The following is a 13,465-nucleotide window of genomic DNA, read 5'->3' as shown; positions in this document are numbered from 1 at the left end:
CGCCCGGTCCCATTCCGAACCCGGAAGCTAAGACCTGGCACGGCGATGGTACTGCACCCGAGAGAGTGTGGGAGAGTAGCACGCCGCCGCATCCATACGATAAGGAAGGCCCTTGGTCGAGCAACAGCTCCCAAGGGCCCTTCCGCATATTCCAAGACACACGCACGCGCACGCGCCACGAGCCACCCCCACGCCCCGCACGCGTCACCCCCCTCAGCCCGCCTCCGGCGGACAGCTCCCCCTCACAAGGGGAGCAGAGGCAAGGCATGCGCCCCCTTCAGGGGGAGCCGGCGGCCGTAGGCCGCGGGAAACTGAATCGGCCTTCGGCCGATACGATTTTTCCCGCGGCCTGCGGCCGCTCTGGTCTCTCCCCCACCCGGCTTCGCCGGGAGCCCCCTCGTCAGAGGGGGCTTATGCGAACGAAGCAGGGCTTAGCCTATCAATCACGCGGCGTTGATGCGCCCTAAGGCTATGGCGGTGGTCAGCACGTATGCCTCGCGCGGGTTCGTCGCATCCCAGCCGGTCGTATCGGCGGCGCGCTTGAGACGGTAGCGCACTGTGTTCGGATGCACGTTGAGCGTGCGCGCCGTGGTCTCCAGCGATCCCCCGGACGAGAGGAACGTGGACACCGTCATCATCGTCGGATCATCCGCGCCGTGACCGGCCAACGAACCATACACCACATCCACGAGTTCGCGCCGCGCATCATCATCGCCGAGTAGCGCGCGTTCCGGCAGTGCATCCTCGGCACGCAATGGTGTGAGCATCCGTTTGCGCGCGAGCGTCGTCGCACCGGAATCCTTGGCGGCCGCGGCGCCCGCGGCCGGCGCGCCCGCACCATGCCCGACGACCAGCGCGGGGGCCGCGCGCAACGTCGTCAATGCGGCGATCAACGTCGCCGTCGCACCGGAGACGCCGTGACGCACCGGTCCGAGGCACAACGGCGTCGTCGTCGCATCGAACGCGCCCGCGACCGCCGTACACGTCACATCGGGACTGACCGCCGCCTCCACGCGAATCAACGCGGCGACCACGCCGTCACGCACGCCGACCAGCGGCAGACCGCCGCCCAGATCGACGACCGCCTTCGTCACACCGCGCATCGTCGCCTCGACGGTGGCGGCGGGGCGTCCCGCAATCGCGAAACACGCGAATCCGCCGTCGAAACCGAGCACACGCAGCAACGACGCGACGCGATCGTCGGACAATCCGGACGTCAGGGATTCGAACGCGACGCGCTCCACGCGGGCGCGGGCCGAACCGTCACCATCGTCGGCTTCGGCGGCGCTCGTCAGCAGGTCCAGGAAATCAGTCATATCTCCAGTGTAGTGAGTGCGGGCGTGGCGCAGACCCCCTCAGTCGGCCTTTGGCCGACAGCTCCCCCTCACAGGGGGAGCAGAGGGAATCGCCGATTCCGCAAGGGGGAACAGGGGAATCGGCAATCAGCGGGTCTTGAAGTAGCGGAACAGGTGACGTTCTCGGATCAGGAGTGCGCCGATTAGCGCGCCCGTCATCACTCCCGCATACCCGGCGGCCGGCACGCGCAACAATGCCGTGGTGAGCACCGCCGCGTCGGTGCGCGTGTTCTCCAGCCATGTCCAGGCGAACTCCACCACGCTCATCAGCGTCGCGGCGGACGCCCACGCAGCCGTTTCGACGAGGGTCTGCACGACCATCGCCGGTTTCGGCACGCCGCAATGCAACGCGGACGCGAGCTCCAACCGTCGCCGCCATATGGAGACGAATCCGGCGATCAGCGCGACCACGCCGGCCACGATCGGTGCCCATACGGTGAGTCGCCCGCGGTACATCGCGGCCGCGTCGAACGTGCGTCCGCGCGACGTGTTCAATTGCGAGACCATCGGACGTTCCTGCGTGCCCGTCGCATCGCCGACCGTCGTGACGCGCAGCAACGATTCGATGTTCTCCGGGACCGGCCACGATTTCACCCAACACTGGTCGAACAGGCCGCCGTACCCCGCGGGGACGGGCGTGACCGCCGCATACGAGTAGCCGCTCTGCCGCCCGTCGTCCGGCCAGTCGTAGACGCCGGCGACGTCGAGCGTCCGCTCGTCGCGCAACGCGAGACGGCTGCCGGCGTGGGCGGCGAGCGGCGCCGCCGCCTCGCCCGACAGCCATACGCCGTTCACGTCGTTCAACGTCGTGGGTCTCGCTTCGCGCGCGTTCGCCGTGCTGTTGCGGAACACGCCGATCGCGCCCGGCGTCGCCTCATACGTGGGCACGCCGGTCGACGGCAACGCGGCGAACGTGAGTTTCGTCTGCGAGGCGCGCGTCGCGCCGGCCGCGATGACGCCGTCGAGCGAGGCGAGACGGTCGCACGCGGTGCCGTCGATGCGGCCCGTATATGTGATGACGGTGGTGGAACCGCCCGCGGCGACGAACGTGTCCGCCTCGCGCTGGATCTTCGTGATCGCCATGAGGTCGGCACCCGCGCACAGGAGCAGCAGGAAGGCGAGCGTCAGGGCCATCCCGCACGCGTGCGACGTGCCGGTTGCGAGATTGCGCACGGCCTCGTCGAGGACTCCGGCGAGGCGCATGCGGGGATGGGACCGTTCGCGCTGCTTCCGCGGTTGTCGTCGCGACTGCTTCGGCTGGTTCATGATGATGCTCTCCTGCTGCCGGTTACGGCCGGTTACTGCCAGTCGCCGAGATCGATGAGGTCGGTGCATGCGTCGCGCGTGCGCGGATCGTGCGTGGCGACCACGACGATCGCGCCGCCGAGCGACAGCGCGTGAAGACGCTCGTTCACCGTGGCGGCGGTGGTGAGGTCGAGTTGCGCGGTCGGCTCGTCGACGAGCATCAGGTCGGCGCCGCTGGCCACGCCGCGGGCGAGCATGAGTCGTTGCGCCTCGCCGCCGGACAGGTCGCTGAACGGTTTGCAGGCGAGTCGCGTGAGACCGAACGCGGAGAGCAGGTCGAGTGCGTGCGATTCGGCGTCGTGGCGGCTTTCGCCGCGTGCGATGAACGGGAGTGACACATGGTCGATGGCGGTGCGGTTGGCCACGCCGTGCGGATTCTGCAGCACCCAGTTGACGCGGTCACAGCCGATGCGCTCCACCGTGCCTTGCGCGGGCGCGGTCCAGCCGGCGATGATCGACAGCAGCGTCGACTTGCCGGAGCCGGACGGGCCGGTGAGCGCGTACACGTGCCGGGGGAGCAGCGTGACGGTGAGATGCCGGAAGAGCATGTCCTCGCCGGTCGGGTCGAAGGTGTGGCCCACGTCGGTGAGGACGACGCGCTTGGCGGGGGTGATGGAGTCGGTGCTGTCGGTGACGTCGGTGCTCATGGCGCTACTCCCGGCACGGCTTGCTGGTGGTGGGGGCGACGTCGACCGTGGTGAACGGGTCGACGCCGTCGGGCGAGACCATCGTCTTGCCGAGCTGCGAGGCGATGATCGTAATCGGCGTGGGCTCGCCCTTGACGCTCACGCACGCGGTGACGCCCGACGCGCGGTAGAGCGCGGACGGCGGCACGGTGATCGACTCGATCGGATTCGCGAGACGCCACGTGAACGAGACCTGGAGCGTGCCGCCTTCGCCGGTTCCGGTGCCGCCGCCGGTGCCGCCTCCGCCGGAACCGCCGCTGAGCGAGGCGAGACGGTATTCGGTGCTGGCGGCGATCGCGGCGAGCGTCGCCGCGTCGGTGATTTCGGTGGTACCGGCGGCGACGGGGAAGTCCTGGCCGTTCACGGTGAGGATGCGGTCGCCGGCGACCGCGCCCGACGATTGCGCGCCGGACGATTGCGCGCCGGACTGGGACGCGGGCAACGTGGCTTTGACGGGCGCGCCGGACGTGGCGAACAGGTCCGCGCCCTGCGTGGCCTGCCGGCCGACCGCGATCCGGCAGTCGGCGACGGTTACGGCGGAGGCGGGCAGCCAGATGAAGAACGAGGGGTCGATGGCCCAGCCGTCGTCCTTGGTGATGCGGCGTGCGCCCACATTGCCGGCGAGCGCGTTGTAGGCGACGATCGAATCCCAGACGAACCAGTCGGAATCGGGGGCGGCGTAGCCGAGCGCGCGCAACGCGTCGTTCAGCGCGCGGGCGTCCGGTCCCTGCGTGCCGCTCGCGAGACGGCGGTACGGCGGGGTGGCGGTGTTGAGCGCGAGCAGGGGGACGGCGTCCACGGCGAGCGGGGTGCTGCCCGATGCGACGGTCGCGTTCGCCGCGCAATCCGACGAGGTGACCGTGCCGGACACGGGCGAGGTGACGGTCGCGGAGGCGCCGAGCGTCAGCGTGAGCTGGACGGAACGGGAATCGTCGAACCGGGTGGATGCGACCGTCATCGAGCCGGCCGGCGTGGAGGACTCCAACGACTGGGGGATGCGCGAGCGGGTGAGCAGGAACCCGCCGGCCACTCCTGTCGACAGCAGCAGCGCCGCCAGCAGGACGATCACGGAGACGGTGACGCCGGTGCGGGCGGACTTGGACGTGGCGGCGGAGGAGGTCTTGGAGGTCGTGTTGGAGGTCGTCTTTCTGCGCATCGTGGGTGCCTCCTTGCTGATGGTCGATTCCACTGTATGGCGTTCCGGTCGTCCACCGGGAGGGGATACGTCATCCGGGAGACGACATCATCTCCTGACTGGCTGACTTAGCCGGTCAGGATCGGCATTGGCGAAGTTTGCTTTGGTAGGAGGCATCGTCGTTCTTCTCCGCGGAGAAGGGACCGGATTGGTCGGCGAGATCGGTGTCGTAGTCGTTGACGGTGTAACCGCCGTCCACGAGCCCCTGCTCGATGAGACAGGTGACGATGGTCTTGCGGATGTCCTTGTTGTCCGGATTCATCCGGACCGAAGCGACCAGGCCTCGGATGGCCGCGGTGCCGTTGCGTCGGTCGCAGGTCTGTTGGACCGTGTTGGTCCGCTCGCCCCAAGCCTTGCTTTCTTCTTCGGATAAGCCGGACGGCGGATAGACGCTTCCGGCACCGGTGGTATCGAAGTCGAAGGATCCGGGGTCGTATCCGTGGTCGATGAAGCATTGGTCGTATTGCTCTTTGAGCTCGTTCAGCTCTCCCCCGGTCACGACACCATCCTCGAGGATCGACAGACCCAGCCGATTGTCGTCGTCATTGCCGGCATCGCGCAATTCCGACCTTACGGTGTTCAGTTCCGCGGAATAACCGGTGTTGAGATCGTAGCCGTCGGTCGCCGTGGCGTTCGTGCCCGTATCGTGCCCGCCGGCCGCATTCACGGAGCAGCCGGCGAGTGTGGCGATCATGCAGATCGTGCAAAACGGCGACGGCCGCGCCATTGGAGAGGATGCTGTTCATATGCCACCCGTTTCCCGTGATGCTTCGTTGCATCACCATGCTCTCAGACGGGAGACATGACGGGAAGCGAAAACGTAATCCACTGGACGACGGGCGGACCTGACGGGCGGGCCCGACGCGCGGATACGCCTATACGCCTCTATGCCTATGGGCGAGCTCCGGCGGCGGCGATGGCGCTGCTGTCCGTTGCCGTTCCGCGTGAATCCCTTCGGAAGGTGAGGCAGAGGAAGGCGAAGCAGAAGGCGACGGGGAGCATGTGACGTTCGAAGTTGTTTGCCGGCGCGGTGATCATCACGCCCATGAGCAGCAGCAGCGGCAGATGCCAGGCGAGCGAGCGCCACCGTTTCAGGATCACCTCGGCCGCGCCGATGAGCAACGTCAGAATCACGTAGAAGTTGCCGTGCGTCACCCAGCCGAGCACCGGGATCGCGCCCCACGAGTCGGCGAACGTGGCCACGCGTTCGCGCCAGTCATGGTTGACGTATTTGAGCCACGTCGAGTTCTTCTGCACGTAGTCGCTGTCCACGTAGTAGTTCATCGACACGTACGGCAGGTCCGCGATGTCGAAGTAGCCGTAGCATTTCGCCATCAGCGCGTCCATCGCCACCACCGGGTTCGCCTTGACGATCTCGAGCCACGCCTTGTTGAAGCTCTTCATGTCGTCGGGTTTGACGGAACGCCAGCGGTAGCTCACCTTCTTCGACTGGATGCCGGAGGATTTCACCGGGTCCGCGTCCTGCGGGAAATACGCGTCGGCCATCTGGTCGAGGTTGAAGACGGGGGCGAGCTCCTTGCGCGCCGATTCCGGGATCGTCTCCGGAGCGCGTTCGGCGACGCGGGCGATCATCTGCAACTGCACGCCGTGGCTTTCGATCGGGTCGCCGCCGATGATCGCGCCCGACGAGATCGCCATCGAGATACCGCCGTGGATGAGGATCGTCGGCAGGAGGATCGCGACCACGTAGGTGGCCCAGCGGCGGCGGTCGGCGGCGATGGCGAGCACGAACTCGAAGAGCAGCACGTACCACGCGTATTTCGCGGAGATCAGCATGACGGCGTTCGCTGCGGCGAACGCGACGAGCGTGCGGCGGGGGAGACGGAGGATAAGGGGCTTGCGGGACCCCCTCAGTCCGCCTGTGGCGGCCAGCTCCCCCTCCCGGGGGGAGCGGGGGGACGAGGCGGCATTCCGGGGGGAACGGGGAGCGTCGGTTCGGGAGGCATCGGTGAGGGCGTGGAGCTCGTACCAGAAGCCGAACGCCCAGAGGAACGCGAACGCGAACAGTGGGGATTTCGTCAGCGAGATCGTCGAGAACACGGCCATCGGGCAGACGAGGAAGAACACGATCACCGCGAGACGCACGCCCGCATGAGCCGCCTCGGGCGGCAACGCCGGGCGCACGCCGCGTTCGGGACGCGCGAACGCGCGCGGGCGGAACCGGCTGCCGCGCTCCGGATGCGCGAAATCGCGCCGCGCCGTGCGCACGTCCGACCGGCGCAGCCACGGCAGGTTGAGGAACCGGTGCGCGGTCGCCGCCGTGCAGCAGACGGCGAACAGGAACTGGGCGGCGGCGAGCGCGATCACGCCCCAGTCGTTCGACCCGGTCAGATACCGGCTCGCGGCCATCGTCGACCCGTAGAAGAGGGTGAGCACGATGTTGTGCTGGTCGGTCAGATACGTCGGGTCGGCGGGCCACAGGTAGTGGGCGGTCGGGTAGATGTCCATCGGGGCGAACGAGAAGAAGCCGATGTATGGCTGCTTCAATCCGGTCCACTGGTTCCACGCCCAACTGAACTCGCGCGCCTGGCTGCGCAGGTCCGCGCCGAACGCGGCGAGCAGCGTGGTCGGCGCCCACAGCCAGCCGACGAGGAAGACGGTCCACAGCTTCCAGCGCCGGTCGGTGAGACGCACGATCCAGCGGGAGAGGAACGCCCGGGCGTGCGCCGCGATGGTGCGCACACGGGCGCACCATCGCGCGCGACGGGTGGTCGGTGCGGTTGCGGACGTCACGTCGGTGGGAACGTCGGGACGATTGCGCCGACGCAACGGCAGGATGCGGCGCGGCGTGCGCTCGCCGGTCGCGCGGTCCGTGCGCCAGCCGAGCAGCGGCTCCCTCCTGCCCACGCGCACCAGCGCGACGATGATGGCCATATAGATGACGAAGGCGAGGACACCGTACAGCGCGTTCAGCCAATGGAACGCGGCGATCGAGGAATCCGCCCAGTACAACGGGCCGACGGCCGTGCACCAGGAGAGCCACAGCACCGCCGCCACGGCCAGCGCCCACCGCGCCACGGCGCCGATGCGGTCGATGGGGCGGTACGACGTGCCCGCTGGTCCCGCGGATGCGTGGGTTCGGGACGTCGCCGATTCGGCCGGGGAAGGGGGATTCGCTGTGACATCGCTCATAGGGCAGTATTCTAGCGTCGCGGTCACCTCGCTCGGTCGGCTGCGCCGACTGTCTCTCCCTCCGCCGGCTGCGCCGGCACCTCCCTCGTCAGAGGGAGGCGGAACGGCGGGCGACCGTCAGGGCGTCGGACGGACGTCTCTCGTCAGAGGGAGGCGGGCGAGGCGGGAGGGTTTGGGATAGGCGGGGCGTATGGTGGTGGGCATGATTTCACTGTTGAAGGTCGCAGCATCGGAGCTGGAGCATACGAGGCGCATCGCGGACAAGGTCGTATCGGTCGCGGATATGGATTCGACGCACGCCGAGGCCCGGCGCATGCTCGAACGCGGCGAAATCGTGTTGGAGCGCGGCGAGGGCGAGCTGCCGGTCACCGTGATCACCGCCGACTATCTGAGCAACGCGCTGGTCAGGTTCGGACGCCAGTGGATCACGGCGCCGGGCAAATCGTTGGCGGCGACGTTCGTGAGCGTGATTCCCGAGACGGTCGCGGACGACGAGATGGTCAACGGGTGGCTGGCGATGATCGCCGAGCTGTCCCTGTTGGACGCGCTGGAGGGCGCGGTCGACGACTGCGGCGCCCGCCCGTACGACGATGAGTGCGGCTTCCAGCTCAAATGGCCGAACGACCTGTACTGCCACGGGTTGAAGCTGGGCGGCACGGTCGCCGAGGTGATGCCGCTGCACGGGGATTCCGAACACAAGGCCATAGTGTTCAGCGCGGGATTGAACCTGTTCATGCCGGCCGACCATCTGCCCACGGCTCAGGCCACGTCGTTGCAGATGAACGTGGGGCCGCTGCCGCCGGTCGACGGATTGCGCGACCTCATCATCGCGCGGTTCGTCGAGTCGATGCGGTCGCGGTTGGAGGCGTTCGTCGCCGCGCCGCTCGTGCAGTCGGGACGGTTGCGCGCCGAGATGCGACACGTGTGCTGGATGATGGGGCGCACCGTCGACGCGCAGCTCATCGACGGCAGCGCCGTGCGCGGCGAAGTGGTCGCGTTGAACGATGACGCGTCGATCAGCGTGCGCACCGAGGACGGCGAGGTGCGTGCCCTCCTCGCCAGCGAAGTGGGCTTGCTGCAGTAAGCGGTATATGACTAGGCCCCCTCTGACGAGGGGGCTGTCGAACGTAGTGAGACTGGGGGAGAGCAGAGGAGAGGCCGTAGGCCGCGGGGATATCGCATCGGCCTACGGCCGATTCCGTTTCCTCCAGCCTGCGGCCGCGGTCTCTCCCCCACCCGGCTTCGCCGGGAGCCCCCTCGTCAGAGGGGGGCCGATGCCAATGGGTGTCAGCGGAGCTTGGCGAGGCCGGCGGCGACGAGGGAGGCAACGGCGGCCTTGACGATGTCGCCGATCACGAAGCCCATCGAGGCGATGGCGACGGCCGCGATCGGCGCGCCGGTCAGCGCGGACTGGATGAGGAATCCGAACGCGTAGACGGCCACGACGCCGCCGAGGAACGCGGCCGCGAAGTAGCGCAGCGCGCCGAGGAGCGTCGCCTTGACGCCATGTTCGCCAGCCTTGCCCTTGAGCCACGCGATGACGACCACGCCCGGCAGGAAGCCGAGCAGGAAGCCCGCGCTCGGGCCGACGAGCGCCATCGTGGAGGTGCCGCCGGCGAACACCGGCAGGCCCGCGGCGCCGGCCGCGAGATACGTGGCGACCGCGGCGCCCGCCTGACGCCACGTGAGCATGAGGCCGGCGAGCATCACGACGAACGTCTGCAGCGTGATCGGCACCGGCGTGCCCGGAATCGGAATCTCGCCCGCGGCGGCGGAGACCCACATGAGCACGGCGAACAGCACCGGCTTCCAGGAGACGGCGGCGACGCGGCGCGCGATGGAGACGGACTTGGCGGCGGACGATTGCGCGGCGGGCGTAGGGGTGTTGGACTGCATGAGATGATTCCCTTCTCGTGAAAACGCGGATCCGAACGAGGGATTCCGCCCGGCCGCCGGATGGTCCGCGGCCTTCCCGGCGTTACGGTCGCGGCCCGAAACGAATACGGGATGCCGCGGCTCTCCGCCGGCGTTGACATCGAGGATAGAACCGTCAAGCTACGGTGACGTTTGTGGAAGGTGACAAAAGTCCGCGCCGGGTTTTGTGGACGTTTCGATTGAAACCGTCAGTTTTGAAGAGCAGAATCTGACGTCATGGGGCAATCCGTCAAGAAACTACTCATCGCCAACCGCGGCGAAATCGCCATGCGCGTGGTCCGCACCGCGCGTGAGATGGGCATCGCCACGGTGGCCGTCTACGCCGAACAGGACCGCGAGTCGCAATACGTGTCGCTCGCCGACGAGGCGTACCTGCTGCCCGGCGACACCTACCAGGACACGTATCTCAACGAGGACCGGCTCATCGACATCCTGAAGCGCTCCGGCGCGGACGCCGTCCACCCCGGCTACGGCTTCCTGTCCGAAGTGCCGTCCTTCGCCGCCAAGGTCGAGGAGGCCGGCGCGATTTGGGTGGGGCCGCACCACACCGCGCTCACCGAGCTCGGCGACAAGATCACCGCGCGCCGCGTCGCGCTGCGCGCCAAGGTGCCGCCCGTGCCCGGCCTGTCCGAATCGGTCAAGGACATCCGCACGCTGCTCGACTTCGCGCACACGCACGGCTACCCGATTATGATGAAGCGCACCGACGGCGGCGGCGGGCACGGCATCACCGTCGTGCGCGACGACGAGGAGCTGCGCCGCTTCTACACGAACCACGACGCGCTCGAAGGCGGCGACCTCGACGAGTACTTCATCGAGAAGTTCATCGACAAGGCGCGCCACGTCGAGACCCAGTCGGGCCGCGACAGCCACGGCAACTTCACCGTCTACTCGACGCGCGACTGCTCGCTGCAGCGGCGCAACCAGAAGCTCGTCGAGGAGGCGCCCGCGCCGTTCCTGACGGACAAGGTCGCCGAGACGCTCGTCGAATACTCCCGCCGCCTGTTCACCACCGTCGGCTACACGGGACTCGGCACCTGCGAGTTCATGGTCACGCCGAACGGCAAGGTCTACTTCCTCGAAGTGAACCCGCGCCTGCAGGTCGAACACACCGTCTCCGAGGAGGTCAGCGGCCTCGACCTCGTGCGCGAGCAGCTCAACATCGCCGCCGGCGGTGAGCTCACGCCCGCGCCCGAACCGCGCGGCCACAGCTTCGAACTGCGCATCACCTCCGAGGATCCGGCCACGAACCTCACGCCGTCCTCCGGCACGCTGGAGCGCATCGTGTGGCCGTCCGGCCCCGGCGTACGCATCGACACGGGCGTCACGCAGGGCGACACGGTGTCGCCGAAATTCGATTCGATGATGGGCAAGGTCATCGTCACCGCGCAGGACCGCGCCGCCGCCGTGGCGCGCGTGCGCCGCGTGCTCGACGAGATGGTCATCGAAGGCGTGCCGACGCCGATCCCGCTGTTCAAGGAGATCTTCCGCGACGACGCGTTCACCGCCGAACACGGCCACGCGTTCGACGTGAGCACGAAATGGCTGGAACGCACGTACCTGAACCGCGAGGCGAACGCGGCGCGCGGCGGGCAGCCGGCGTCGCTCGCCGGCGCGCCCGGCGCGGACGCGAAGGTCGCCTCCGAGACGTTCGTCATCGAGATGAACGATCGTCGCGTCAAGCTCACCGTGCCGCTCGACGTCGTCGAGAACCTGACCGGCGGCGCGCGCGCACGCGGCGCGAAACGACCCACGCAGCCGCTGCGCGGGTCCGGCTCGCACGCCGGATCCGTCGCACGCGGGCCGATCGACGACGGCGCGAAGTCCGGCGTCATCGCCTCGCCGATGCAGGCCGTCGTCACGCGCGTCAACGTGGCGGAGGGCCAGGAGGTCGCGAAGGGCGACCTGATCGTCGTGCTCGAATCGATGAAGATGGAGAACTACGTGTACGCGCCGGCCGCGGGCACGGTGAAGAAGATCTTCGTCGGCCCGGCCGACGGCGTCGAAGCCGGCGACACGCTGGTCACGCTGGACGTGGTTGGGGCGTCCGGCTCGGCCGGCGACGCCGAGGACAACGGGAAGGAGGCCACGGAATGACCGACATCGTGGAGATGCCCGCCGTGCGCGACGCCGTGAAGCAGGCCGCCGGACAGGGCGGCGCCGGCGACGGCCGCCAGCCGCTGCGCGCGGCCGTCGTCAAGGCCGCCGAACTCGCGCGTGACGCCGAGAACCGCGCGCGCGACAAGCAGCACGCCAAGCACAAGAAGACGGCGCGCGAACGCCTCGACCTGCTGTTCGACACCGGAACCTTCGAGGAGATCGGCCGCTTCCAAGGCGGCGACATCAACGCCGGGAAGGCCGGTGCGGCCGTCATCACCGGCTTCGGCCTCGTCTACGGGCGCAAGGTCGCCGTCTACGCGCAGGACTTCTCCGTCAAGGGCGGCACGCTCGGCACCGCGGAAGGCGAGAAGATCTGCCATCTCATGGACATGGCCATCGCGCTCAAGGTGCCGATCGTCGCAATCGTCGACTCCGGCGGCGCGCGCATCCAGGAAGGCGTCGCCGCGCTCACCCAGTACGGCCGCATCTTCCGCAAGACGTGCGAGGCGAGCGGCTACGTGCCGCAGATCTCGCTGATCCTCGGCCCGTGCGCGGGCGGCGCCGTCTACTGCCCGGCCCTGACGGACCTCATCATCATGACGCGCGAGAACTCCGACATGTTCGTCACCGGACCGGACGTCGTCAAGGCCGCGACCGGCGAGACCATCTCGATGGCCGACCTGGGCGGCGGCGAGGTCCACAACCGCAAGTCGGGCGTCGCGCACTACCTCGGCGCCGACGAATCCGACGCGATCGACTACGCGCGCACCGTGCTCGCCTACCTGCCGTCCAACTGCGACGAACAGCCGCCGGTCTACGCGTACGCCGCCACGCGCGCCGAACGCGAGACCGCGAAACGGCTCGCCACGCTCGTGCCCGACAACGACCGCCAGCCGTACGACATGCTCGACGTGATCCGCTGCATCGTCGACTACGGCGAGTTCGTGCAGGTGCACGAACTGTTCGCCGCGTCCGCGCTCGTCGGCTTCGCGTGCGTCGAAGGCCGCCCGGTCGGCATCGTCGCGAACCAGCCGAACGTGAACGCCGGCATCCTCGACGTGGACTCCTCCGAGAAGATCGCCCGGTTCGTGCGCCTGTGCGACGCGTTCAACCTGCCCGTCGTCACCCTCGTGGACACGCCCGGCTACAAGCCCGGCGCCGAACAGGAGCACGCGGGCATCATCCGCCGCGGCGCGAAGGTCATCTACGCGTACGCGAACGCGCAGGTGCCGCTCGTCACCGTCGTGCTGCGCAAGGCGTTCGGCGGCGCGTACATCGTGATGGGCTCCAAGGCCATCGGCGCCGACATGAACTTCGCCTGGCCCTCCTCGCAGATCGCGGTGCTCGGCGCGGCCGGCGCGGTGAACATCATCCACCGCCACGACCTCGCCAAGGCCAAGGCGTCCGGCAAGGACGTGGAGGCGCTGCGCGCGAAGTACATCGCCGACTACGAGGAGACCACCGTCAACGCGAACCTCTCGCTCGAACTCGGGCAGATCGACGCGATGATCGACCCCGAGCAGACGCGCGAGGCGATCGTCGCCTCGCTCGGCACGCTCGCCACCAAACGCCGCGTCCGCGCGAACGACAAGCACCACGGCAACCAGCCGCTCTGATCGGTCCGCTCGGCAGACCGATCAGCGCGAGGAGGAGGACAGTCCAGTGGACTGTCCGACGACGGAGCCATCCGCATAACAGAACGTAACCACAGACTTACGTAACGCAACAACAGACAA

The 13,465-nt window shown here is 68.3% G+C and carries 10 protein-coding genes and 1 rRNA gene; 4 read left to right on the top strand and 7 right to left on the bottom strand.

Translation table 11 applies throughout. From position 1 onward, the window contains the following. A 5S ribosomal RNA gene (rrf, locus tag AC1AYX_RS07220) occupies positions 1-92 on the top strand; the annotation flags it as partial. 351 nt (positions 93-443) lie between these two features. Here rrf and AC1AYX_RS07215 read toward each other — a convergent pair. The 6 genes from AC1AYX_RS07215 to AC1AYX_RS07190 form a co-directional block, all read right to left on the bottom strand. Beyond that, positions 444-1,316 (bottom strand): helix-turn-helix domain-containing protein, encoded by an 873-nt coding sequence (locus AC1AYX_RS07215; RefSeq protein ID WP_476502871.1) that lies wholly within the window; start codon positions 1,314-1,316, stop codon positions 444-446. Positions 1,317-1,442: 126 nt separating this feature from the next. After that, positions 1,443-2,621 (bottom strand): hypothetical protein, encoded by a 1,179-nt coding sequence (locus AC1AYX_RS07210; RefSeq protein ID WP_476502870.1) that lies wholly within the window; start codon positions 2,619-2,621, stop codon positions 1,443-1,445. 32 nt (positions 2,622-2,653) lie between these two features. After that, positions 2,654-3,307 (bottom strand): ATP-binding cassette domain-containing protein, encoded by a 654-nt coding sequence (locus AC1AYX_RS07205; RefSeq protein WP_476502869.1) that lies wholly within the window; start codon positions 3,305-3,307, stop codon positions 2,654-2,656. 4 nt (positions 3,308-3,311) lie between these two features. Further along, complete coding sequence (locus AC1AYX_RS07200) at positions 3,312-4,502, bottom strand: hypothetical protein (protein ID WP_476502868.1); 1,191 nt, start codon at positions 4,500-4,502, stop codon at positions 3,312-3,314. Positions 4,503-4,617: 115 nt separating this feature from the next. After that, positions 4,618-5,235 carry a hypothetical protein gene (locus AC1AYX_RS07195; protein WP_476502867.1) on the bottom strand — a complete coding sequence of 206 codons (618 nt, stop codon included), beginning with the start codon at positions 5,233-5,235 and terminating at the stop codon, positions 4,618-4,620. Positions 5,236-5,432: 197 nt separating this feature from the next. After that, a complete protein-coding gene (locus AC1AYX_RS07190; RefSeq protein WP_476502866.1) occupies positions 5,433-7,694 on the bottom strand; it encodes a DUF6020 family protein in 2,262 nt (753 codons plus the stop codon). A gap of 202 nt (positions 7,695-7,896) precedes the next feature. Between AC1AYX_RS07190 and AC1AYX_RS07185 the strand changes: the two genes are divergently transcribed. Continuing rightward, positions 7,897-8,778, top strand: a complete 882-nt coding sequence (locus tag AC1AYX_RS07185; RefSeq protein WP_476502865.1) for a biotin--[acetyl-CoA-carboxylase] ligase — start codon at positions 7,897-7,899, stop codon at positions 8,776-8,778. A 203-nt stretch (positions 8,779-8,981) separates the two neighbouring features. Here AC1AYX_RS07185 and AC1AYX_RS07180 read toward each other — a convergent pair whose 3' ends face one another. Then, a complete protein-coding gene (locus tag AC1AYX_RS07180) occupies positions 8,982-9,590 on the bottom strand; it encodes a biotin transporter BioY (RefSeq protein ID WP_476502864.1) in 609 nt (202 codons plus the stop codon). Positions 9,591-9,845: 255 nt separating this feature from the next. Here AC1AYX_RS07180 and AC1AYX_RS07175 point away from each other — a divergent pair, with 255 nt between their 5' ends. Beyond that, complete coding sequence (locus tag AC1AYX_RS07175; RefSeq protein WP_476502863.1) at positions 9,846-11,726, top strand: acetyl/propionyl/methylcrotonyl-CoA carboxylase subunit alpha; 1,881 nt, start codon at positions 9,846-9,848, stop codon at positions 11,724-11,726. Then, a complete protein-coding gene (locus AC1AYX_RS07170) occupies positions 11,723-13,345 on the top strand; it encodes an acyl-CoA carboxylase subunit beta (RefSeq protein WP_476502862.1) in 1,623 nt (540 codons plus the stop codon). Before AC1AYX_RS07175 ends, AC1AYX_RS07170 begins: the two co-directional genes overlap by 4 nt. Positions 13,346-13,465 lie beyond the last annotated feature (120 nt).

Source organism: Bifidobacterium sp. LH_419, from assembly GCF_056356955.1.
This window is presented reverse-complemented; position numbering and strand designations above follow the sequence as displayed.

Bases quoted from the DNA above. Each gene is read 5' to 3' on its own strand.
- AC1AYX_RS07215 (WP_476502871.1), bottom strand. From the start codon at position 1,316: ATGACTGATTTCCTGGACCTGCTGACGAGCGCCGCCGAAGCCGACGAT.
- AC1AYX_RS07210 (WP_476502870.1), bottom strand. From the start codon at position 2,621: ATGAACCAGCCGAAGCAGTCGCGACGACAACCGCGGAAGCAGCGCGAA.
- AC1AYX_RS07205 (WP_476502869.1), bottom strand. From the start codon at position 3,307: ATGAGCACCGACGTCACCGACAGCACCGACTCCATCACCCCCGCCAAG.
- AC1AYX_RS07200 (WP_476502868.1), bottom strand. From the start codon at position 4,502: ATGCGCAGAAAGACGACCTCCAACACGACCTCCAAGACCTCCTCCGCC.
- AC1AYX_RS07195 (WP_476502867.1), bottom strand. From the start codon at position 5,235: ATGATCGCCACACTCGCCGGCTGCTCCGTGAATGCGGCCGGCGGGCAC.
- AC1AYX_RS07190 (WP_476502866.1), bottom strand. From the start codon at position 7,694: ATGAGCGATGTCACAGCGAATCCCCCTTCCCCGGCCGAATCGGCGACG.
- AC1AYX_RS07185 (WP_476502865.1), top strand. From the start codon at position 7,897: ATGATTTCACTGTTGAAGGTCGCAGCATCGGAGCTGGAGCATACGAGG.
- AC1AYX_RS07180 (WP_476502864.1), bottom strand. From the start codon at position 9,590: ATGCAGTCCAACACCCCTACGCCCGCCGCGCAATCGTCCGCCGCCAAG.
- AC1AYX_RS07175 (WP_476502863.1), top strand. From the start codon at position 9,846: ATGGGGCAATCCGTCAAGAAACTACTCATCGCCAACCGCGGCGAAATC.
- AC1AYX_RS07170 (WP_476502862.1), top strand. From the start codon at position 11,723: ATGACCGACATCGTGGAGATGCCCGCCGTGCGCGACGCCGTGAAGCAG.